Origin of the sequence: Clostridium sp. (assembly GCF_050717535.1) — a bacterium.
Taxonomy (GTDB): domain Bacteria; phylum Bacillota; class Clostridia; order Clostridiales; family Clostridiaceae; genus Clostridium_AD.
Genome location: NZ_JBOITM010000069.1, coordinates 37,803 through 59,142, shown reverse-complemented (window position 1 = coordinate 59,142; position 21,340 = coordinate 37,803). Strand labels below are relative to the sequence as shown.

Annotated in this window: 20 protein-coding genes and 1 tRNA gene; 3 read left to right on the top strand and 18 right to left on the bottom strand. The window is 31.2% G+C overall.

Going from position 1 to position 21,340, the window contains the following annotated elements; genetic code table 11:
• Window positions 1–49: 49 nt before the first annotated feature.
• The 6 genes from ACREVU_RS11575 to ACREVU_RS11550 form a co-directional block, all read right to left on the bottom strand.
• Window positions 50–667: a V-type ATP synthase subunit E gene (locus ACREVU_RS11575; RefSeq protein WP_431551752.1), complete on the bottom strand. Its 618-nt coding sequence runs from the start codon at window positions 665–667 to the stop codon at window positions 50–52.
• A gap of 29 nt (window positions 668–696) precedes the next feature.
• Window positions 697–1,005 (bottom strand): V-type ATP synthase subunit F, encoded by a 309-nt coding sequence (locus ACREVU_RS11570; RefSeq protein ID WP_431551751.1) that lies wholly within the window; start codon window positions 1,003–1,005, stop codon window positions 697–699.
• Between the two features lie 18 nt (window positions 1,006–1,023).
• Complete coding sequence (locus ACREVU_RS11565) at window positions 1,024–1,449, bottom strand: ATP synthase subunit C (RefSeq protein ID WP_431551750.1); 426 nt, start codon at window positions 1,447–1,449, stop codon at window positions 1,024–1,026.
• A 112-nt stretch (window positions 1,450–1,561) separates the two neighbouring features.
• Complete coding sequence (locus ACREVU_RS11560) at window positions 1,562–3,529, bottom strand: V-type ATP synthase subunit I (RefSeq protein WP_431551749.1); 1,968 nt, start codon at window positions 3,527–3,529, stop codon at window positions 1,562–1,564.
• A 38-nt stretch (window positions 3,530–3,567) separates the two neighbouring features.
• On the bottom strand, window positions 3,568–4,608 hold the full coding sequence (locus ACREVU_RS11555) for a V-type ATPase subunit (protein WP_431551748.1): 1,041 nt from the start codon (window positions 4,606–4,608) through the stop codon (window positions 3,568–3,570).
• A gap of 12 nt (window positions 4,609–4,620) precedes the next feature.
• Window positions 4,621–4,935, bottom strand: coding sequence for a hypothetical protein (locus ACREVU_RS11550; RefSeq protein ID WP_431551747.1), 315 nt, complete (start codon window positions 4,933–4,935; stop codon window positions 4,621–4,623).
• Between the two features lie 311 nt (window positions 4,936–5,246).
• On the opposite strand from ACREVU_RS11550, the gene ACREVU_RS11545 reads away from it, so the two are divergent.
• Window positions 5,247–5,564 carry a hypothetical protein gene (locus ACREVU_RS11545; RefSeq protein WP_431551746.1) on the top strand — a complete coding sequence of 106 codons (318 nt, stop codon included), beginning with the start codon at window positions 5,247–5,249 and terminating at the stop codon, window positions 5,562–5,564.
• 98 nt (window positions 5,565–5,662) lie between these two features.
• On the opposite strand, the gene ACREVU_RS11540 is transcribed toward ACREVU_RS11545, so the two are convergent.
• The 3 genes from ACREVU_RS11540 to ACREVU_RS11530 all read right to left on the bottom strand — a co-directional run bounded on the left by ACREVU_RS11540 (window position 5,663) and on the right by ACREVU_RS11530 (window position 9,797).
• Entirely contained in the window at window positions 5,663–7,051 is a 1,389-nt protein-coding gene (locus ACREVU_RS11540) for a sigma-54 interaction domain-containing protein (RefSeq protein WP_431551745.1), read from the bottom strand.
• A 123-nt stretch (window positions 7,052–7,174) separates the two neighbouring features.
• Window positions 7,175–8,440, bottom strand: coding sequence for an MFS transporter (locus ACREVU_RS11535; RefSeq protein WP_431551744.1), 1,266 nt, complete (start codon window positions 8,438–8,440; stop codon window positions 7,175–7,177).
• A 28-nt stretch (window positions 8,441–8,468) separates the two neighbouring features.
• Window positions 8,469–9,797 carry an acetyl-CoA hydrolase/transferase family protein gene (locus ACREVU_RS11530; protein WP_431551743.1) on the bottom strand — a complete coding sequence of 443 codons (1,329 nt, stop codon included), beginning with the start codon at window positions 9,795–9,797 and terminating at the stop codon, window positions 8,469–8,471.
• A 295-nt stretch (window positions 9,798–10,092) separates the two neighbouring features.
• Between ACREVU_RS11530 and phaZ the strand changes: the two genes are divergently transcribed.
• Entirely contained in the window at window positions 10,093–10,983 is an 891-nt protein-coding gene (gene phaZ / locus ACREVU_RS11525; RefSeq protein WP_431551742.1) for an intracellular short-chain-length polyhydroxyalkanoate depolymerase, read from the top strand.
• 86 nt (window positions 10,984–11,069) lie between these two features.
• Here phaZ and ACREVU_RS11520 read toward each other — a convergent pair.
• The 5 genes from ACREVU_RS11520 to ACREVU_RS11500 all read right to left on the bottom strand — a co-directional run bounded on the left by ACREVU_RS11520 (window position 11,070) and on the right by ACREVU_RS11500 (window position 16,502).
• Window positions 11,070–11,166: transfer RNA gene (locus tag ACREVU_RS11520), tRNA-Sec, on the bottom strand.
• 99 nt (window positions 11,167–11,265) lie between these two features.
• Entirely contained in the window at window positions 11,266–13,182 is a 1,917-nt protein-coding gene (gene selB / locus ACREVU_RS11515; protein ID WP_431551741.1) for a selenocysteine-specific translation elongation factor, read from the bottom strand.
• 45 nt (window positions 13,183–13,227) lie between these two features.
• Window positions 13,228–14,607 (bottom strand): L-seryl-tRNA(Sec) selenium transferase, encoded by a 1,380-nt coding sequence (selA, locus tag ACREVU_RS11510; protein ID WP_431551740.1) that lies wholly within the window; start codon window positions 14,605–14,607, stop codon window positions 13,228–13,230.
• Between the two features lie 66 nt (window positions 14,608–14,673).
• Window positions 14,674–15,702: a selenide, water dikinase SelD gene (gene selD, locus ACREVU_RS11505; protein ID WP_431551739.1), complete on the bottom strand. Its 1,029-nt coding sequence runs from the start codon at window positions 15,700–15,702 to the stop codon at window positions 14,674–14,676.
• A gap of 125 nt (window positions 15,703–15,827) precedes the next feature.
• Window positions 15,828–16,502 carry a helix-hairpin-helix domain-containing protein gene (locus ACREVU_RS11500; protein ID WP_431551738.1) on the bottom strand — a complete coding sequence of 225 codons (675 nt, stop codon included), beginning with the start codon at window positions 16,500–16,502 and terminating at the stop codon, window positions 15,828–15,830.
• Between the two features lie 146 nt (window positions 16,503–16,648).
• Between ACREVU_RS11500 and ACREVU_RS11495 the strand changes: the two genes are divergently transcribed.
• Complete coding sequence (locus ACREVU_RS11495) at window positions 16,649–17,938, top strand: serine hydrolase (RefSeq protein ID WP_431551737.1); 1,290 nt, start codon at window positions 16,649–16,651, stop codon at window positions 17,936–17,938.
• Window positions 17,939–18,036: 98 nt separating this feature from the next.
• Here the strand turns inward: ACREVU_RS11495 and ACREVU_RS11490 are convergent, their stop codons facing one another.
• The 4 genes from ACREVU_RS11490 to yqeK form a co-directional block, all read right to left on the bottom strand.
• Window positions 18,037–18,999 (bottom strand): RluA family pseudouridine synthase, encoded by a 963-nt coding sequence (locus ACREVU_RS11490; protein WP_431551799.1) that lies wholly within the window; start codon window positions 18,997–18,999, stop codon window positions 18,037–18,039.
• Window positions 19,000–19,027: 28 nt separating this feature from the next.
• A complete protein-coding gene (locus ACREVU_RS11485; RefSeq protein WP_431551736.1) occupies window positions 19,028–19,411 on the bottom strand; it encodes a RidA family protein in 384 nt (127 codons plus the stop codon).
• Between the two features lie 69 nt (window positions 19,412–19,480).
• The gene (locus ACREVU_RS11480) at window positions 19,481–20,764 is read right to left on the bottom strand and encodes an LCP family protein (protein WP_431551735.1); all 1,284 of its coding nucleotides are present in this window, start codon (window positions 20,762–20,764) and stop codon (window positions 19,481–19,483) included.
• Window positions 20,761–21,339: a bis(5'-nucleosyl)-tetraphosphatase (symmetrical) YqeK gene (yqeK, locus tag ACREVU_RS11475; protein WP_431551734.1), complete on the bottom strand. Its 579-nt coding sequence runs from the start codon at window positions 21,337–21,339 to the stop codon at window positions 20,761–20,763. The genes ACREVU_RS11480 and yqeK overlap by 4 nt, the downstream gene beginning before the upstream one ends.
• Between the last annotated feature and the right edge of the window lies 1 nt (window position 21,340).

Genomic DNA, 21,340 nt, shown 5'->3' with positions numbered 1-21,340 from the left:
TCATCTTTTTCAAAGCTGCCAACTCAGTGTACAGATGAGAATTCCCAGCTTACTGCGAGGCTAGCATTTCCATAACTCTAACACCAATTTTTTCTTTACTTTCTTGTAATTTGGAATATATACTATTATCTATTTTAAATTTTCCTTCAAAATCTTTTATTATTATGCCACCTATAAAGTCCTCCTCGGAAATCTTTATATCCACATTTCTATCACTATAATTACTAAGTATAACCCCAATTTCATTTTGAAATTTTTCATAATCCCTTTTCAGCACAATAATAAAGTACTTTCCACTATCCACTTCTTTTAATGACTTTTCTAATAAGCTTAGAAAATGAGCTTTATATTCTAGGGTATGAACAAATTCTAAAAGTTTTTCTCTTACATTTTCTAGTGCCTCGTCAATTAGCTTATCCTTAAGAAATAATATTTCTCTTTGCTTATTAAGCCTTTCTTTAGCCACTAGTCCATTTGCTTTGATATTAGATTTTTTTGTAACATCTCTCTTAAGGGTTCGTCTCAGGGATTCTATATTATCTTTTTCTACACTTATTTTTTTTTCAGCCTCCACACTAAAGGCCTCTATTCTTTCTTCTTTTTCTTCATTTACCTTGTCATATATTATTTTAGAAAACAAACTTATCTTATCTTCAATGGTGGTCATAACCAAGCCTCCTGCAACTAGTATATTTACTATAGCTTAAGCCCTATAGCCTCTTTAACATATCTTAATATAGAGTCACTACCTTTATTGGAACCATGTCTATCTGGAATCTCTACCAAAAGAGGTCTTTCTTTGGACAATTTTATTTTACTTACTTCCTCAGGTACTAAAGCACTAATTTTCTCTGTCATTATTATTATTCCTATGGCCTGGTCCATTTTTAATTCTTCAATTTTTTTAACTATCTCTTCTTTTTCATGAAGAACAATACCTTCTAGTCCTGCCATTTGCATACCTACAAAGGTATCAATATTATCACTTATTAAATAGCTTTTCATAAGCCTCTCTCCTAAAAATTATAATTTCGCAAGTATCAGTATAGAAATAATAAGTCCATATATAGCAATACCTTCTCCAAGACCAACAAAGATAAGTGTTTTACCAAGTATCTTAGGATCTTCAGATACTGCCCCTAAGGCAGAAGAACCAACTGCTCCTACAGCATAACCTGCACCAATAGTTGCAAGCCCTGTAGAAAGACCTGCCGCTAAATATCCAAGACCAGCAGCTGGGTTTACTGCCACCGCTGTTGCACCACGTGCTACACTTGGAATATTTACTATTAGAGCACCCATCATAACTGGAATAAATACACCTAAGTTTATTTTAAGCGCTTTTTTTACCTTTTGTTTTCCTAAAAGATCTATTCTGCTTTGCGCAACAACTCCATAAGTAATAGTAGCTATAACAACACAAAATGTTAACATTAATAATATAGTCATAATTTTTATTCCTCCTTTTAATATCTAGTACACTAAACTCTGCACTAATAAGTTTCATTAATTTTATACATAAACAAAATATTAACTTTTAATCTATATTCTTTTATATGTGTTACTTAAGTCTAACCTTCACAGGCTCAAAAGTAACCCCCGCACCTTCATAATACTTACTAAATAATTCATAATATTCAAGCCTTAACCCTTGTATAAATACTATGAGCCCCTCAAGGCATATAATTATTACATTTCCAAGTATTAGTATTAGTACCGAAGCAACTCCATTTTTAGTCATAGCAGCCATTGCTGCAAATGCAACAAAGAGTCCAACGTGATTCAATGCAAAGGCACCTATTCTTATAAATGAGAGTGTATTAGTAAACATAGATAAAAGTGTTTCTACTACCTCAAAACTTGATTCTATAAAATAATCCTTAATTCCAGCTTCAAATAATGTTTTTTTACCTAAAATCATATTAGCAAGTGGCTCTTTTAGCAATATCAATAATAGGAAAAAGATAAAATATATTATCCAAATCGTTGTTGGTAATAATGGCTTTTTATAGACTATAGAAACTATTAGTATTAATGCTCCAATATAGAACATAAAACCTGCTAGTCCTTCCTTTCCAAAAATCCCACGTTCTATGTCTTTTCGTCTTAAACTGTTTGTAATTCCTAGCACAAAACCTATAAGCAATAAACCGCATCCAAATATTATTGCAGTAATTAATATATCATTAATATGTTCCATAGGCCTAATTAGTAGTGCTGGAACTACCTTTTCAGAACCAAACACACTCCCATATAAAAATCCAAATACTATAGAACTTATCCCAAGCCGTTCAAAAACGCCTCCCAAATTAGGTCTTTTAAACTTGCTTACTAATATGAATCCTGCTAAAAGCAGAACTAATCCTTGTCCTGCATCTCCAAACATAGCACCAAACATAATTGTATAAGTTATTGCCAAAAACATGGTGGGATCAATTTCATCATAACTAGGAACACCATACATTCCAACCATGCTCTCAAAAGGCTTGAACAATTTATTGTTTCTAAGCATTGTTGGTGGATTTATATCTTTATTGGTTCTTTCATTAGGATTTTTTTTAATAATCAATATCCTGTCATTAAAACTTGAAAGTAGCTTATTAAAGCTTTCCATAAAACTATTAGGTATCCAACCTGAAAGATAAAAAAATTCATTTGTGCAAGCAGCACTTTTTTTGATTTCCCCAGATTTTTGCTCCAATTCATAACTGTTTTGAAGATTTCTTATAGTTTTATAATTGTCATCTAGGAAATCAGCAAGTTGCTTTTCAATTTTCTCTATAGATTGTTGTACCGAATTTATTTCATCGTCTACTGTCGCCAGCACTTCCTTAGGCATTCCAATGTAATTATCCGGAACTGGTATCTTTTCACAATTCGCTGATTTAAAAATTCTTTCTGTCTCTGCCACCAAAAGTAATGGAGTAAATGATATAAATATAACCGAATCCGTTTCGTTATAAACAGATTTTATTACTGAGGGTATATTCTCATAATTAGCTTTTATTTTAGCCATATTTTGCACTGGCACTTTATATAACCCCATTTGAAAATTCTTCATATTAGTGATATCTTCCATAGGAAGAGATACATTCGTTAAAAATTTTAGCGCCTTATGGGTATTTTTAAGATGCTGTTGTTTTTCTTTTAAATCCTCTAATTTTATGTTTAAAAGCTTATATTTACTATATACCTCTGATAACTTTTTTTCCATAGTATCAGGATCATAAATTATCTCTTTAATATATTCTTTTACTATACCAAAGCTAGTTTGAGCCTCTTCAAGTTTTTCCATATGTTTTAAACTTATATTATAATCCTTATCATATACGTAAGGTCTTATATAGCTTACGTCCATTAAAGCCTCCATATTATCTGTAGAGGTTTTAAGTACAAAATCTGACGAATTTATTTCATGCAAAGCACTCACTGGTTGCATACAACCTTCTAATGCTAACATTTTAGTTAACTTATCAAAATCTGTAATGGCCCCAACTAAATTAACCATATGCATTTTTTCTATAGACACAAAATCACCTCCTGCGATCCTTTGTGGTAGATAATATTTTAGATTTTAACAGAAACATAATTCATACCTTCTTCTATTGCAATAGAATATCTCTTTTGCTCTATTATAGATATAATATCACTTACTTCAATTCTATAAAACATAAGATAGCTCATTACCATACCAATGTTAGTCTTATTTTCTCTAAGAATTTTCTTTAAATATTTCTTTTCGAATTCCCTCCTCTGTTTCTCAATGGAATTTGGATCATCTTTTTCATATATATGCGCATAAGGTGTTGTTTCTATTAAACTATGCAATTCATCAATATTATTTACATAACAAAGCTTTCTAAGTTCTTCCTTTGATAGTTTATATCCATTGTATATAGTATAGTTAAACAATTCTTCTGGTGGTATTTTGTAAAAAGTCTTTCCCCTATATATCCAGCTTAAATTTAATAAATCTGCTTCAAAACCAATTATGCTATGCACTACTTCACTATTCTCTTTGTCTAGATGTTTGAGTTCTTTCCTTATGGTTGTAAAATAAACAAAATCAAGTTCTGTTTCAATCCTAAACAAACCTTTTTCAGTTATGTCTTTAGATAAATTTTTTAAACTCTTGTAATATATGCTTCCTTTTAATCCCTCCACAACCTCTTCTACATTTTTCAGAGCTAATAAATAATCGTAATTTATTGTATTTAGAGAACTTCTGGCAATTAGCTTCATTGCAATTTCGTCGTAACTACGACCTAAATATTTACCTCTAATAATTACTTTTAAATCCTCTATTTCCCATCTTATAAAAAGGGATTTTATAAGCTTCCTATATTCACCATTAAAATAATTTATAAATTTACTATAAATATTTATATAATGTTTATGTAAAATAATCTCTAAATCACCCCGGTGAATCTTATCTGTGTTATATGGTTCTAAAAGCTGCGCATAATTAGTTTCTTCTTTTAATACTTTAACAGTACTTTTAAAATCTTTACAATTTAGCAATTTTGAATACTGTTCGACATTAAGCATCTTTCCCATTAAAGCCTTTACTTTAGAATTTACGGCACTAAACGTAACAACACTCCCCATATATTTCAACTCCTATAGCGACTCTATTATTCCATTAAATACTTCCTCTACTATAACTAATTTATTGCTTTGATATTTAGTATTAATTTTATTTAATCCTTCTTCTTTTTCTGATCTTATGTTTTTAGCCTTTTCCTCTGCCTCAATTATTTTTTCATTGCTTATAGTGCTTTTAATATTTTTAGATTCTTCTTCCCAGCTACTTTTCATATCCACTATTGTTTTTTCAAGTTCATCTTGTTTCTTTTTTAGCAGTTCATCTATTCCACTTCTATAGCTTTCAGCATCTTTATCTATGCTCATTATTTTATTCATTACAAATTCCAAAGCATCGCCCCCCAATATTTTTAAAATAATACATGATTTTGATTTTCATTATAATAATGGATAATGAGTATCTTTTCATTATATTACCCTTAAAGCATAATGTCGAAATCCATTTTAGTCACAATACAAGCATTTAGCAATGAATTTGAGTGTTATTAAGATATATTAAGTGATTAGCTGACTTTAGCTATGTTTATCGCAGGTACACCCCTATAAAATGAGTTTTTCTAAGAAATATTCCCTTTTTATTAGTTGCATCATGTAGTATACTTATACATTATGGCGAAATACAATAACAAAGGAGAATATTTATGAAAGATGATATAAAAGAAGTTGAAGATAGTGTATTGAACTATCTTTATGAAAGTAGAACCGCCTCCCCACAAAGCTTAGCAAAAATTAAGTTAGCTATTAATTTAGGCAACGGCAAAGGTAATCTTAGAGTATTCAAATCTTCTCTTGAATCACTAATGAAAAAGAGACTTATAACCAAACAAGCAGTAAGAGGGAATTATAAAATTGAGCCTACAGGAATAGAGATAGTTGAAGGAAACGAAAATATTGAAGAGAATGATACCATTGAAGAAAATAAAAATATTGAAGAAAATAAAAATATTGAAGAGAATTAAAAAAGAGCTTATGCTCTTTTTTAATTTGAGCCTGTAAATCATAGTAAAAACGCAGTTGCACATTCAATATCATATTTAAAACTATTTATAGAAGTATTTCATTTATCCTTTATTACCAATTCATTCATTTTTCTGTACAATGTAACTCTCGAAATCTTTAAAATTTTAGATGCTTGACTTTTATTATAGTTACTCTGTTTTAAAGCTGTTTCTATTAGCTCCTTTTCTACACTATTAACAACAGAATTCAAACCTGTTTCATTTTCATTACTTATTTCATTTATGGAATCGTTTAATAAATATTTTGGTATATCGTCAATATTAACATTCACATTTTCTGCATTTACACAAGTTTTTTCTACCACATTTTTTAATTCTCTTACATTTCCATGCCAAAAACAGTTCATTAATATTTTCATAATATTTCCCGGGATTTTTCTATATATTCCTGATTCTTTATAAAACTTTGCTAAAAATTCATCTATTAGTATTGGTATATCTTCTTTTCTGTCTCTTAAAGGAGGTACTTCAATATTTAATATATTAATCCTATAATAAAGATCTTCTCTGAATTTATTTTCTTTAATCATATTCATTAAATCTTTATGAGTAGCGCTTATAACTCTCACATCTAAGGGTATAACTTGTTTTCCTCCTACCCTTACTATTTCTTCTTCCTGCAGTGCTCTTAAAATTTTTGCCTGCATGTGATAAGGCATATCTCCTATTTCATCTAAAAAGATAGTTCCACCATTGGCAATTTCGAACTTACCTACACTGCCAGATTTTTTAGCACCGGTAAAAGCGCCTTCTTCATAGCCAAATAGTTCAGCTTCGAATAAATTTTCTGGTATTGATGAACAATTAATACATACAAAAGGTGCATTTGATCTTTCACTTTCATTATGTACTGCATGAGCAAAAAGCTCTTTACCAACTCCACTTTCACCAGTAATGATTACATTTAGATTAACTCTTGCTGCTTTTTTAACATCCTTCTTGCATTTTTTTATTGCTGAAGATTCACCTATAATATCGTTTAATTGATATTTGGCTCTATTAACTCGTGCGATTTCATTTTTATATAATTTTAATTCTTTATCCAATAATTTACATTTATCAAGTATAGTTTTCATTTGCTGCACTTCTTCAAATAACAGCATACCAAAACCCCCTTGCAAATTACCTGAATTATCTATTATGGGTATTCTATGACATATAGCTTCTCTGCCATTTGGAAATTTATGTCTTATAGCAATATCAGCCTTTCTATTCTGTAATGAAATTAAGAACTTAGAAGTAGGATTTATATCCGTTACAATTCTACCAACCATGTTTTCAATCGATATTTGCAAGAATTCCGAAAAAATTTTATTAATATATATCATTCTTCCATCTTTGTCCAAAAAATCTACCGCAATAGGAATATTGTCAAAAGCACTATGGCAAAATTCTAGGAACTCCTTAGTTTCAATGAAGTTAGACATGTTTTACTCCCCCTTAAAACTGTATACAATAATTATACAATAAAGAAAAATATGTAGCAAATAATTCGAATTCTCAATTATTTGCTACATATTATATTTAGATTATTAAATTATCAGCACTACTTACATTTCTACACTGGTACTTTTTTTCAAAGTAGATATTTTTATTAGAGATACAGTAAGTACTATAGCTAATACTAATCCTCCTATACAAACCAGCCACAATGTATTGTATGATTTTGTTACATCGTAAATATATCCCCCGAAATAAATTGCAACTGCTGCTCCTAAGGAAGCACTTGTAGCCATAACACCATTTATTGTGCCAAGACTTTTTCTTCCAAACAAATCTGCTGCTAAAGCTGAGAACAGTCCAAATGCTCCCATATATGAAAGTCCCATTACAAAGACAAACACATAAGCCATTGAAACCGTATGTGCATTCATAAGAATAATTGTACCTACTACTTGTAACATTAATGAAACTACCAATGCCTTTTTTCTGTCAATAAAATCTGATATTGTTGGCCAAATAAGCATTGATATCACAGATAAAAACATATTTAAAGCTAAAACATCTGTTGCTTGACCAAGTGTTAACCCATTGTTGATTAAATGTGGTACTTGATGTACCTGCTGTGCAATTCCATTTCCTCCAAATAAGAAATAGGCTAAAATTAATAACCAAGCTTTAGGTGATGAGAATATTCTGCCATATGTCCATTCTTCATCTTCTACTGAAGTATTTATTTTGTTTTTAGATACTACAGCTTCAACCGCTCCATCGGGATTTAACCCTATATCCTCTGGCCTATTCTTCATAAGGAAGAATGCAGGAAGAATTACTAATACCCATGAGCATATTGCCATTATCTTAAATGTTCCTCTCCACCCTATAGAAACCAACCAACCTTTTGCAAGAATTGTGAAGATAGCTGCACCTAATGGTGATGCAACTAAAGTCAATGCCAAAGCACGTCCTCTCATTTTAGTAAACCATCTGCTAACTGATGTAGGACCAGGAACCATTCCCATACAACTGCCTGATAGTCCTAGTAATACACCATAGCATAAATAAAATTGTACTGGTGTTTTAACAATAGTCATCAAATAATAAGCAATACCTGTTAGAGTTCCACCAATCATCAATATTTTTTTAACACCTATTTTATCCATAATTTTTCCCATAAATAATACGGCAATTGCATATATAAACATATTAGCAGAGAATGCTCCTGCTACCTGTGCTCTTGTCCACCCTAGGTCTTTTAGCATTGATAGTTGAATAACTCCATAAGCACCTTTTGTGCCATATGTAATACCCACTGAAAGAAATGCCACTAATACTATCCACCAACCATAAAAAATACCAGGCTTTTTAGTTACCATAATAACTCCTCCTATCCGTTAATTTAGACTACCAAATATAATTTTTCTTAGCTTCAAATCTTAATTTTTCTCTTAGGTCAGGATGTGCAATATTAATAAGTGCATCTACCCTATCTCTTACAGATAATCCTCTAAGCCATGCCACTCCGTTTTCAGTTACCACATAATCTGTATCATTTCTTGACAAGCTCACTATTGATCCTTGTTTTAAGAACGGAACTATCTTAGACTGCAGTGTTTCTATGCCATTTTTGTCCTTAGTGGTATATGTGGAATGCATTGCAATAATTGATTTTCCATTTTCAGACCTTTGTGAACCAATTGCTGTATCAGCCTGTCCACCAGTACCGGTATATTGTATACTTCCTATGGATTCAGATGCACACTGTCCTGTTAAGTCCACTTCTAAAGTAGCATTTATTGAAACAAATTTCTTATTGTTTTTTATTTGGAAGGGATCATTTACCCAAGAACCTGCTTTAAATAACACGGTGGGGTTATCATCTAAAAAGTCATACAGTTTCTTATTACCAAATGCAAATGCACAAACTGAATAGCCATCATAAAATCCTTTTTGAGAATTATCAATAGCACCACACTCTATTAAATCCAACATTGATTCTGTGAACATTTCTGTATGGATACCAAGGTGCTTCTTAGTCCTAAGTTCTACTGCCACTGCATTAGGTATATTTCCAATACCAAGCTGAATTGTAGAACCATCTTCAACAATGTTTGCTATATATTGTCCAATTTTCTTATCAGTATCTGTATAAGGCGCTAAATTTACTTCTGGGACGGATCTGTTTGTTTCAACTATTGCATCAACTTCACTTACATGAACAATATTATCACCAAATGTTCTTGGGTAACTTGGTGATATCTCACATATTACATGTGCACCCGCATCTATTAGTTCCCTTTCATATATGTTGCTTATGGAAAGAGATAAATACCCGTGCTTATCTACTGGAGAGCATGTGCAAAATAATACAACTCTCCTTCCTTTAAGCCCTGAAAGTTTCTTCCATAAGGCTATGTGAGCATGTTGAGGTGTATAGGTAGCATTACCATTTCTTTGAGCATCTCTTAATGCTTTGGTAAAGTACCAACCATGATTGAAAATAACATCCTTCAAATCAGGGTTTTTCATAAATTCATAGTTTTTCATTGGCAAGCAAGTTTGAATTTCAACTCCTCTAACCCCATTATCCTTAATGGTATGAAGTTCATCTAATAATGCTATAGGTTCTGCACCTGCTTGAGCAACAATTATAAAATCACCAGATTTAATTAAACCTAAAGCTTCTTTAATAGTTTTTACTTTTTTGTCGTAACCTTCTTTTAAATTTATCATTAACTATTCCTCCTCGTATAAATATGTAACTGTTTTTATTATATATAGAGCAATTACTATGCCAATTACGTTATTAACAAATATATTGATAAAAGCTGGTAATTTTAAGCACTAGAAAACCATTATGTAATAATATTGCCTGCAAATATGTGTAATATTTATGTACATATGTAACGTTATGTTACATATGTTTTTCAAATATTTTATTATGCATCATAGTACCTTGTTCATTCTTTCAGTGGCATAATATTTGCTTACTTATTGTATATAACATATTTTTAAAGGAGGTACATTTATGAATAAAGTTGAATTAAAAAAAGTTATTATAGCTAATGGAGAAGCAGTGGCCTATAGGGAAAGTGGTAAAGGCAGGAATATTTTATTATTGGTGCATGGTAATATTGTTACATCAAAATATTGGGAACACTTTATGGAAAATCTACCAGAGGACTATAAAGCATATGCAATTGATTTAAGGGGTGCAGGTGGTTCTTCATACAATACACCTGTAGAGTATATGAGACAATTTTCAGAAGACATCTGGATGTTTGCGCAAAAGATAGGTATTTTAAGCTTTAATCTAGTTGGTTTGTCTATGGGCGGCACTATTTGTTTGCAGTTTGCCGCAGATCATGCAGATATGGTTGAAAAATTAATACTAATAGATTCTCCCACATGTAAAGGCTATCCTTTCCCTGCCAAAGACAATGAGGGTCATGCCCTTCTCAATAAATATTGGACAATTCGTGAGCAGGTTATGTGTGATAAAGTTCAGTTAATTCCTTGTGCTATAGCATTAAAAAATAAAGACAGAATAATTATCAGGGCAATTCTAGATGCTACAGTTTTTAGTTTTAAAGCACCTAAAGAAAATTACTACAATGAATTAATAGACGAAACTATGACTGTTGTAAACTTTCCTGATGTAGCTTGGCCTGCTCAGATATTTAACATATCACATACAAATAATGGTGTGAAAGATGGAACAGATGAAGTGGACAAAATTACAATGCCTACCCTAGTGCTGATTGGTGATCATGACAAAATTCTATCTATCGATTCTGCATATAATATAGCAACGGATATAGGTATAAATGCAAAAGTTTCAGTTATAAAAAACGCAGCGCATTGTTCCTTTATAGATAATGAAGAAATGGTTATTGATGAAATAAATAATTTCATATAATAACATTACAATCATATTTCAAAAAATAAAAAGCGGCCCAGATAACATAAAAATTATGTATCTGAGCCGCAATATGTCGAATTAATTGGCGGGAATATGTGTGAATCGAACACACCCATCGTGGTATTAGCACGACAACACAGTTTTGAAGACTGGCAGGCACACCAGCACCTATCTACTCCCATTAGCTTTGTTTTCAGTATTCATTGTAACACATAATGTTTCTAACATCAATAACATTATGCACAATTTTGTCGAATTATTAATTACATTAGATTTAATCTAAATTTCCTTATACAGCACCCTATCATTTTCTACTCTTTTAGTTAATTTTATGCTATCAAAATGTTCTAAAAGGGCTACAGCAAATTTTCGATTTGTATCAAAGACTCCCCTAGAGGTGGATGCTGCTATGCTACCATTTTCTTTTATATAATCATACACTAAAACTTTTGCATTTTCATAATGCTGCTTTGTAAATACACAATCCTCAGCTACTTTTATTAATTGTTCATTATCTATAAGGGAATCAAAAACCATTTTAAAGTTCTTTTTATCCTTTTCACTTTGGACTAAATCACTATATTTAGGAGGACTATATTGTCCTTTATCATAGGCTAAAATAATATTTTCTTTTATGCTTTCTTGCTCATTTGTATATTCTATCCTAAAATCGTATAAAGATACAAATTTTTCAAATACTTTTATAGCATTTCTATTTTCCATTAACATCAATAATTCATCATAAGTCTTTTGCTTTATATTTTTTCCAAAAATTTTATTCTTAATTTCTTCTTTTGGCATTCCACCCTTAAGTGGATTTTCATTATGATATGCTTTTAAAATTCGCTCTATTTCCTCTATCTTTTGCTTTATAAAATCCTTATGTATATATATGGTCTTATCCAAGGCTGTTAGTTTAATTATTATATTATCCTCTACCAGGGTTTGTAATTTATCTTCTATGCCTTGTTCATTTTTACCTAGTGCTTTTAATATCACAGCGGTATCTGGGTAATCTCCACTTAATTTAATAAGCGTATTTTCTAAAATATTTTCAGTTGTTCCACTCTCTTTAATCTTAAGGTCCTCAATATACTTTTCATTAAATCTTTTAGCTTTCTCAGCGGAAGGATTGATAATCATACCCCCTGCTATAGTGTACATAGGTGAATAGCTTCTAAGCACAAATCTGTCGTTTCTTTGAGCATTAATCTGTTTTTCTAATCTTAATTGTACATAAGCACTTGCTCCTGGGGCTATTTCCTCTTTATCTAAAATAACAACTCTACACAAAATTTCATCTGTTCCATGATATAATCTAACTCTTTGCCTATTAACTAGTGGTTTTTTTGCACTTTTTAGATAATAAAGCACACAATCAATTGAGAAAGAAGGTTCCATTATGTCTACTTTTGAAACCACATCTCCCCTGCCTATTTCACTTAATTTTATATTAGCTAGATTTATAGCACACCTTTGACCTGCTTCTCCGAACTCACAAGGTTTATCATGAATCTGGATACCTCTAACCTTTGTAACTATTTTCGAAGGATATACTTCTATAGTATCTCCTACTTTTACTCTTCCACTTATTATTGTTCCAGTCACAACACTGCCAAACCCACTTATAGAAAATGCTCTATCCACAGGCAACCTAAAATGTCCTTCCGTATCTTTGGCCGCAACTTCTTCTGTTATTTTATCTATATCCACAACTAGAGCTTCAAAGCCTGTTTTAGTTTTTGATGATACTGCGTGAATAGGTGCATTCTCTAGGAATGTACCTTTAAATTCCTGAGTCAAATCCCCCTTAATCATTTCAATCCATTCAGCATCCACTAAATCAGATTTTGTAAGCACTATAATTCCTTTTTTAACATTTAACAATTGTAATATTTCAAAATGCTCCCTGGTTTGAGGCATAATCCCCTCATCCGCTGCTATGACCAGTAGAACCACATCTATACTGCTTATACCTGCTAGCATATTCTTAATAAATTTTTCATGACCCGGAACATCAATAATTCCAGCTCTCCTACCAGATGGTAAATCAAAATAGGTGAATCCTAAATTTATAGAAATTCCTCTATCCTTTTCTTCTTTTAAAGTATCTGTTTCTCTACCCGTTAAAGCTTTAATTAAAGTTGTTTTACCGTGATCTATATGACCTGCTGTTCCTATAATAATATGCTTCATTTAAGCAACATCCTTTCTATAAAAATATAGGCATGCAACCTATTTTTACATTGTCCTAAAAGCCTCTGTAATAATTCCATAATCCTTTTCGAATAGTGTCCTAAGGTCCATTATTACCTCATTGTTATTAATTCTGGTGATTATAGCTACTTCATTCATTCTTAAATTTTCTTCTATTTGTGGTGCAGTAAAACTTTCACTTTTTATTTTTATGACGTAAGTTTCTATTTTTTCTGTGGGCATGGAACCACCACCAACCATTGAATAGTCATTATCTATTGTAAAAGTAAATTTATCAGTTTTATTCTGAAGCTTTCTTTTTAGCTTTTGTGCTCTTTTCTTAAGCATATCGAGAGGGCATAAAAGCATATTTAATGTTGGTATGTTTTTAATAGCCTCAGTTTCTTCTAGATAATACTTAAGTGTACCTTCTAAAGCCGCCAAAGTCATTTTATCTATTCTTAGAGCTCTAGTTAATTGATTTTTTTTCATTCTATTAATATACTTGGCTTTTCCTACTATAATTCCAGCTTGAGGACCACCTAACATCTTATCTCCACTAAATGTCACTACATCTATACCTTTTCTTATACTTTCTTGAACTGTTGGTTCATAAACAAAACCATATTTAGAGTAATCTATTAGCACACCACTACCTATATCTTCAATTACTGGCACATCGTTTTCATTTCCTAGCTTTACTAAGGCTTCTATAGATACTTCCTGCGTAAATCCCACGATTTTAAAATTAGAAGTATGTACTTTTAATAGTACTCCTGTATTTTCAGTAATATTATCTTGATAATCATATAAATGGGTTCTATTTGTTGTACCTACTTCTACTAGTTTAGCTCCACTAAATTTCATAATGTCAGGAACTCTAAAAGATCCCCCAATTTCAACTAATTGTCCTCTAGATACTATTGCTTCCTTTTCCCTACAAAGTGTATCTAGCGCAAGCATTACTGCCGCTGCATTGTTGTTTACCACCATAGCGGCCTCTGCACCAGTTATTTTTATAAGAATATCCTCTATATGTGAATATCTAGACCCTCTTTTGCCCTTCTCTATGTCATATTCAAGATTATTATAATTTTCAGCAACATTAATTACCCTGTCAATTGCATCCTTTGATAAAAGAGATCTTCCTAAATTTGTGTGAACCACCGTTCCCGTAGCATTTATAATTTTTCTAAGCTTTGGAAGGTTTTTTTTATTTAGTAATTTAATAAAATGGATTATTACCTCTTCTTTTGTTAATGACTGTATTTCATCATTTAAAATTGCTTTTCTAAAATCTTCTATAGCCTCTCTTAATGAATCTAATACAAGAACTCTCATACTAATCTCCAACTGCTGCTTTATTGTCTCTTCTTGAAGCAGTTCATCTACCTTAGGTAAACTTCTTAATAATTCTGTATTCATTGCAATCACCCCCAATTTATTTTGTAATTAAATTATTCTTTTAATTAAATCATTCTATTAATTAAATTATTCAACGATAATATACTTATCTTGCAGTGGTATTACTTCTCCAATGATTTGAGATTTTAGTTCTAACTCATTTAACCTAATCATAAGTTTTTTTGCTTCTTCTTTTGTGCAAGATACTAAAAGTCCACCCGAAGTTTGAGGATCGAATAGTATATCCTCTAACCATTCTGGTATGTTATTAAGCTGATATTTACCTTCTAAGTATGCTTTATTGTTATAAGTTCCTTCAGGTACTAGACCTATCTTTGCATACTCTTTGGCCTCTTTTATATATGGTATGTTTTCTTTAAATAATTTCAAACTTATATTTGATCCCTGGGCCATCTCATAGCAGTGGCCCATAATACCAAAGCCTGTTATATCCGTACAAGCACTTATTTGATGCTCCATAATAATTTCTCCAGCATATTTGTTTAAAGTACTCATAATTTTTACTGCAATATCATAAGCCTCTTTCGATGCCATTTCAGCTTTTATTGCTGTGCTGATTATACCAGTACCCAATGTTTTTGTTAAAATTAATACCTCTCCTACATTACAGCCATAATTTCTAAGAACTTTATCAGGATGCACAATTCCCATCACTGATAGACCGTATTTAGGTTCATCATCTTGTACTGAATGGCCACCCATTACTATTGCTCCAGCTTCTAGTACTTTATCTGCTCCACCTTTTAAAATCTCTCCAAGTATATCTATATTTAAACAATTAGGAAAACATACTATATTTAATGCAAGTGTTGGTTTTCCTCCCATAGCATACACATCACTTAATGAATTTGCTGCTGCTATTTGTCCAAAGATATATGGATCGTCAACCACAGGTGTAAAAAAGTCTAAGGTTTGAATAACTGCAATTTCATCACTTAATTTGTATACTGCTGCGTCATCCGATGTTTCTATTCCAACAATCAAATTTTCACTTTCCATTTTAGGTAATTTATCTAATATTTCCGCCAAGGCCCCCGGCCCTATTTTAGCTGCTCAGCCAGAGGTTTTCGAAAATTCTGTAAGTCTCTTATCCATATTGTCCTCCTTCTAGTGCTCTGGTGTAGAAAACAATTACTAATTGTTTTCCCTCATTGTATTTTCAAAGATAAATAAAACACATTCATTTTTACTAAATCTCCAAGATAATTTTATACCATTAGTCACTTTATGTCTACCTTATCAATGAATTTGCTTAAGGTCTTTTCCCCAATACCACCCACTTTTGTTAGTTCATCTACTGTTTTAAATCCTCCATTTTCTTCTCTATATTTAATTATGGCATCAGCTTTAACATCTCCTATACCTGTAAGAGTTTTTAACTCTTCTTTGGTTGCAGTATTTAAGTTAATAATGGCTTCTTTCACAGTGGAGATTGAAACTGTAGGAGTTGTAATATTACCCTGTAAATTTTGTACTTTATCTTTCTCCCCTTTTTTATAAATCACAACACACTCTTCATCCTTTAGTTTTTCAGAAAGATTAGTAGCATCAAGGTCAGCAGCATCTGTAACCCCGCCTGCTAGTTTTATAAGATCAGTTACTCTACTTTCCTTTTTTATTTCATAAACACCTGGGGCTTTCACTTCTCCTTTTATATCCACTTTAATATTACTATCCTCTACTATATTGGATGAGGGTGCAATAACTACAGCTGCTTGTTTTTTTTCTGCAATTTTATAAGCTTCTGTAGTTTTATCATCTTCTACAAATATATCCTTATAATCTGCAGCATTAACATTTCCCTTCTGACTTGACAATGCGAAACCAGTAATTATAAAAATAATGCTTATGCACAAAATAGCTATAGATCCAATTATTTTTTCTTTATTTTTCATAACTCCTCCTTGTTAGCTCTGTAAACGTAACAACTTATAATTTATTTTACCTTCCTATATAAAATTATTGACAACTTTTCATAAATATTGTCGCTAAGAAAGAATTTTATTGATATAATGTAACTATTGAAAACTGGAGGTAATCTATGAAAAAATTAATCACAATAATAATTGCATCATTTTTGTTACTTTTTAACACAGCCCCATCAGTCCAAGCATTAGTAAAACCACCAACAGTATCAGCTGATAGTGTAGTTTTAATGGATGCAACCACGGGCAAGTTACTTTATGAAAAAAATAAGAATTCTGCTTACCCTCCAGCTTCTACCACTAAGATAATGACTATACTTCTAGTTTTAGAAAATTCTAAATTAGACGATGTGGTAACCGTAAGTAAAAACGCAGAAATAACTGATGGATCAAAAATATATATCACGCAAGGCGAAAAAATATCTGTAAAAGAATTGTTATATGGATTAATACTGGCTTCTGCTAATGATTGTGCTGTAGCCTTAGCAGAACATATAAGTGGTTCCACAGATAAATTTGCAATACTTATGAATGAAAAGGCAGCTTCATTAGGTTGTAAAGACACTAATTTTGTCAATCCAAATGGACTATATGATGTAAATCATAAAACTTCGGCCTATGATTTAGCTTTGATTATGCAGGAGCTTATTAAACATGATGAATATAAGAAGATTGCAACAACCCCTTCGTATATAATGGCATCAACAAATAAGTGCAAGGAAAAACGTCCCCTTTGGAATGGCAATAGATTAATACATAAAGATGACCAATACTATTATGAGTATTGTGAGGGTGGAAAAACAGGCTATACTATTCAATCAAAGCATTCTTATATTGCTGTAGCCACTAAAAATGGTCAAAAACTTATAGTAGCTCTTGTACATGACTCTATAAAAACTTTTTTTCCAGACAGTGTAAAACTATTGAATTATGGCTTTGATAATTTTGAGCTCTCTAAATATTTTGATAAAGGTGCTAAAGTATCAAATTTAACATTAGAAGATGGCACAGTAATTCCCCTACTTGCTTCAAAAGATTTTTATATTGTTAAAACTAAAGGCTCATCAATAGCACCTAATATTAAAACTGAGAAAATGAATTTAGATCTCTCCTCCATAAAAAAAGGTGATGATATAAGTAAAGCACTAATTACTTTTGGGAGTGATTCCTATAATCTAGATTTATCTAGTGGAATGAATTACAGTAAAAAGGTCTCTATTCCCAGCGCTTCATTTCTTAAGAATAGTACAAAATACTTTACACAATCTTCTCTCAAAATGAACATAATAAAATATTCTGCAATTGTCCTTGCCTTAATATTAATCTTTCTGAGAGTAAGAAATATAAGAAGAAAAAAGAAAAACAAATTGAGGAGATTAATGCAAAATATTAAAAATAAAAGGTAATATTTAAAAAACACTAATTATAAACTGTTAACAGTTTATAGTTAGTGTTTTTTTGTACAACTCTGTAAGAGATGATTAACAGCTCAGTAAGAGATGCTTTAACTTTCAGCTTTTAGTTTACTTATTAAACTCTCTATATCCTCTGGAAGTTTTGACTGGAGTATAAGCTGCTCACCAGTTCTTGGATGTGGAAAGATTAATTTATAAGCATGTAATGCCTGCCTATCAATATACTGACTTTCAGGTGTTCCATAAAGGCTATCCCCATAAAGCGGATGACCAATATGACTAAAATGAACACGAATTTGATGTGTTCTACCAGTTTCCAGAGTAACTTTTACCAAATCAGCATTTTTAAAAGAATCTATAACTTCATAATGAGATATACTTCTTTGTCCATTTTCGAAAACCTCACTTTTTATAGAATCTTCATTGGGTTTCCCAATGGGCAAATCAATAGTCCCTGACTTGTTTTCCATATTACCATGTACAACAGCCATGTAACTCTTCTCAAAAATTTTATCTTGCATATCTATTCCTTGTGCTGATTTCCCTTGCATTTCTATGACCCCAACATCGCTACTTTGCATGTCTCTAGCTAATGCCATATGTGCAAATTGATTTTTTGCAATTATTATAAGACCGGAAGTATCTCTGTCTAGTCTACTCACTAGTCTAACAATGCAATTTTCATTTCTTTCTTTAAAATAATATGAAACTCCATTGGCTAGAGTTCCAAAGGGAACTCCACGAGTGGGATGAACTACTATACCTGGACTCTTATTTATAACAATAAGATCTATATCATCATATACCACATCTAAATCCATTTTCTCAGGTTCAATGTTTTGATGCTCATCTTTCTTCATATCAATCTCTATTTTATCAACTGAATTTATTCTGTGATTGAGCTTAACCACTTTACCATTTACCCTTATTTTTCCACTAATACCTGAGCTTTTTATAAATCTACTAGATAAATTCTCTGTATATTTTAGATAATCTCTTAACTTTATATCTTTAATGTTTTCTCCCACCACGTAGGTTAAATTATTATCCAATGCTAATTTGTTATTCGGAACTAATTTATTATTCGGCAATTGCAATAACTTCTATTTCTACTAATGCATCCTTAGGAAGTTTGGCTACCTGAACACAAGATCTAGCTGGTGGATTGCTTGTGAAATATTTTGCATATACTTCATTCATCTCAGCAAAATCATTCATATCCTTTAAAAATACAACAGTTTTTACCACCTTGTCTAAGGTAGTACCTGCTTCTTCTAGTATAAATTTTAGATTTTCTAAAGATTGTGCTGTTGCTTTCTTTATATCATCATTTATAAATTCACCAGTAGTTGAATTTATTGCTAATGATCCTGAAGTAAATAATAAGTTCCCAACTTTTACTGCTTGAGAATATGGTCCAAGAGCTGCTGGTGCTTTACTTGTGCTTACAATGTGTTTTTCCATTTTTTCTCCTCCTCATAAATGTAGATAAAGTTAACCCTATCCACTATATATTGCTTTTAGATAAAAATATTATTTCATATACTTATGATCTTCACCTAACATAACTATTATATCAAAGTTATCCTGCTTTGACGATGAAAATTCAATATTATCTATTTTAAAATCTTTTACTAGTGAAGTTTTTATGCCCTCATTACCATTGTATACTAAAATTTTAGTTTTACTGGTGCTATCACCATTTGATGTTTCAGGCTTTTTGTATCCCTTTTGCTGAAGATACGTTGCAAAATCGCTAGCCAGACCTGCCTTCTTAGTGCCATTAATTACTTTTATTCTAAGCTTTGACTTATCAATGCTTAATGCGCTCTCATCATACAATTTTGAAAGAATGGATTTATTTTGAGCTTCATCGTATATTAAATACGATTGACCATTTAAAGTCTTTAATTCACCTTTAATAGTATCCATAGAAAATTTATCCTTATCTATGGTGGCAAATATATATCCATACTTAAATATATCTTTAGCATCCATATTTGTTTCTACTGAGGTTTGAATTGCTGATAAAATACTTGGAATTTTAAGCACTATAATAGGACTTTTTAATTTTTCCATTACTTTAGTAATAAACAAATGTTGATTTTCTATTCTACCTAAATCACCATCTGCCAGGCCAGTACCATCGTTATTTTTTCTCCATCTGAAAAACTCTTCAGCTTTCTTACCATCTAAATGAACTGTAGTACCCTTTTGAAAATTAATGCTCAAGTTTTGAGTTGAATCATCATAATGCATGTTCCTTGTTATATCCATATCTATACCACCTATAGCATTAATCACATTCCTAAAGCCTTCATAATTGATTTTACCATAGTAATCAATTCTAATACCTAAAAGTTCTTCTACAGCATCAACCGCGTAAGTTACACCACCAATAGCATGGGCAGCATTAATCTTTTGATTTTTGTTATTTATTTTAATTAGTGTATCTCTAGGAATTGAAACCAAACTAATGTTTTTATCCTCTGCATTGTAATGTGCCACGATCATTGTATCTGTCCTCTTCGGATCATTAGCATTAGTAGAACCAGCAGTACCGACATCTACACCCATAACAAGTATGTTGCAGGATTTCCCATCATTTTTTAGTTTATCTATTTCATCCTTGTTTAAATTTGAACTTACATCTATTTTATTTAAATCTACTGCATTATTATTCAAACTATCTAAGTAAACATAAAAATACCCAAAAATCAATAAAAAAACAGACACCACTAAAGTGGTGATAACCAACGCAAATCTTTTATAGTTTACTATTTTTTTCTTTTTTTTCTTTTTTTTATTTTCTCTCATCTTTTCACCTTATTTTTACTTAATAAATAATTTCTTGCTTCTACAGTATCCATATGTAACAATTCTTTTCGACTTATAACATATTTTATTGTATTTTCAAGAGATTGTATTACAGCAGCATCTAAATCTGTATAACTTAAAAGCCTCAGTTTTTCTACACCTTCGAACACTCTTAATGGTTCAATATAATCTGCAATATAAATAATTTTTTCCAAAATGCTCATGTTTTTTCTACCTGTAGTGTGATAGCGAATAGATGCTAAAATATCCTCATCTTCGATATTCATTATTTCTCTGGCAATTATACTCCCCACTAATCCGTGCAAAATTGAAGGATTATGTAAATATATTTCGTCATTATGAATTCCATGCTCACTGGCCACTTTTAAAAGCTGATCATCCTTCATATTCTTACCACAATCGTGGACTAGTCCTGCAATTCTAGCACTTTCTATATTTTCTCCATATTTTTTTGCTAGTGCTACTGCAGTTTCACTAACATTTAAACTATGTTGCAATCTACCCTCACTTAAATTTAATTGCAAATAACAGAGCATTTCACCCTCATTCCACATT

Bases quoted from the DNA above. Each gene is read 5' to 3' on its own strand.
- ACREVU_RS11480 (WP_431551735.1), bottom strand. From the start codon at position 20,764: ATGAGAGAAAATAAAAAAAAGAAAAAAAAGAAAAAAATAGTAAACTAT.
- ACREVU_RS11500 (WP_431551738.1), bottom strand. From the start codon at position 16,502: ATGAAAAATAAAGAAAAAATAATTGGATCTATAGCTATTTTGTGCATA.
- ACREVU_RS11555 (WP_431551748.1), bottom strand. From the start codon at position 4,608: ATGGGGAGTGTTGTTACGTTTAGTGCCGTAAATTCTAAAGTAAAGGCT.
- ACREVU_RS11535 (WP_431551744.1), bottom strand. From the start codon at position 8,440: ATGGTAACTAAAAAGCCTGGTATTTTTTATGGTTGGTGGATAGTATTA.
- ACREVU_RS11545 (WP_431551746.1), top strand. From the start codon at position 5,247: ATGAAAGATGATATAAAAGAAGTTGAAGATAGTGTATTGAACTATCTT.
- ACREVU_RS11495 (WP_431551737.1), top strand. From the start codon at position 16,649: ATGAAAAAATTAATCACAATAATAATTGCATCATTTTTGTTACTTTTT.
- phaZ (WP_431551742.1), top strand. From the start codon at position 10,093: ATGAATAAAGTTGAATTAAAAAAAGTTATTATAGCTAATGGAGAAGCA.
- ACREVU_RS11575 (WP_431551752.1), bottom strand. From the start codon at position 667: ATGACCACCATTGAAGATAAGATAAGTTTGTTTTCTAAAATAATATAT.
- ACREVU_RS11565 (WP_431551750.1), bottom strand. From the start codon at position 1,449: ATGACTATATTATTAATGTTAACATTTTGTGTTGTTATAGCTACTATT.
- selA (WP_431551740.1), bottom strand. From the start codon at position 14,607: ATGAATACAGAATTATTAAGAAGTTTACCTAAGGTAGATGAACTGCTT.
- ACREVU_RS11485 (WP_431551736.1), bottom strand. From the start codon at position 19,411: ATGGAAAAACACATTGTAAGCACAAGTAAAGCACCAGCAGCTCTTGGA.
- ACREVU_RS11530 (WP_431551743.1), bottom strand. From the start codon at position 9,797: ATGATAAATTTAAAAGAAGGTTACGACAAAAAAGTAAAAACTATTAAA.
- yqeK (WP_431551734.1), bottom strand. From the start codon at position 21,339: ATGTGGAATGAGGGTGAAATGCTCTGTTATTTGCAATTAAATTTAAGT.
- selB (WP_431551741.1), bottom strand. From the start codon at position 13,182: ATGAAGCATATTATTATAGGAACAGCAGGTCATATAGATCACGGTAAA.
- ACREVU_RS11570 (WP_431551751.1), bottom strand. From the start codon at position 1,005: ATGAAAAGCTATTTAATAAGTGATAATATTGATACCTTTGTAGGTATG.
- ACREVU_RS11540 (WP_431551745.1), bottom strand. From the start codon at position 7,051: ATGTCTAACTTCATTGAAACTAAGGAGTTCCTAGAATTTTGCCATAGT.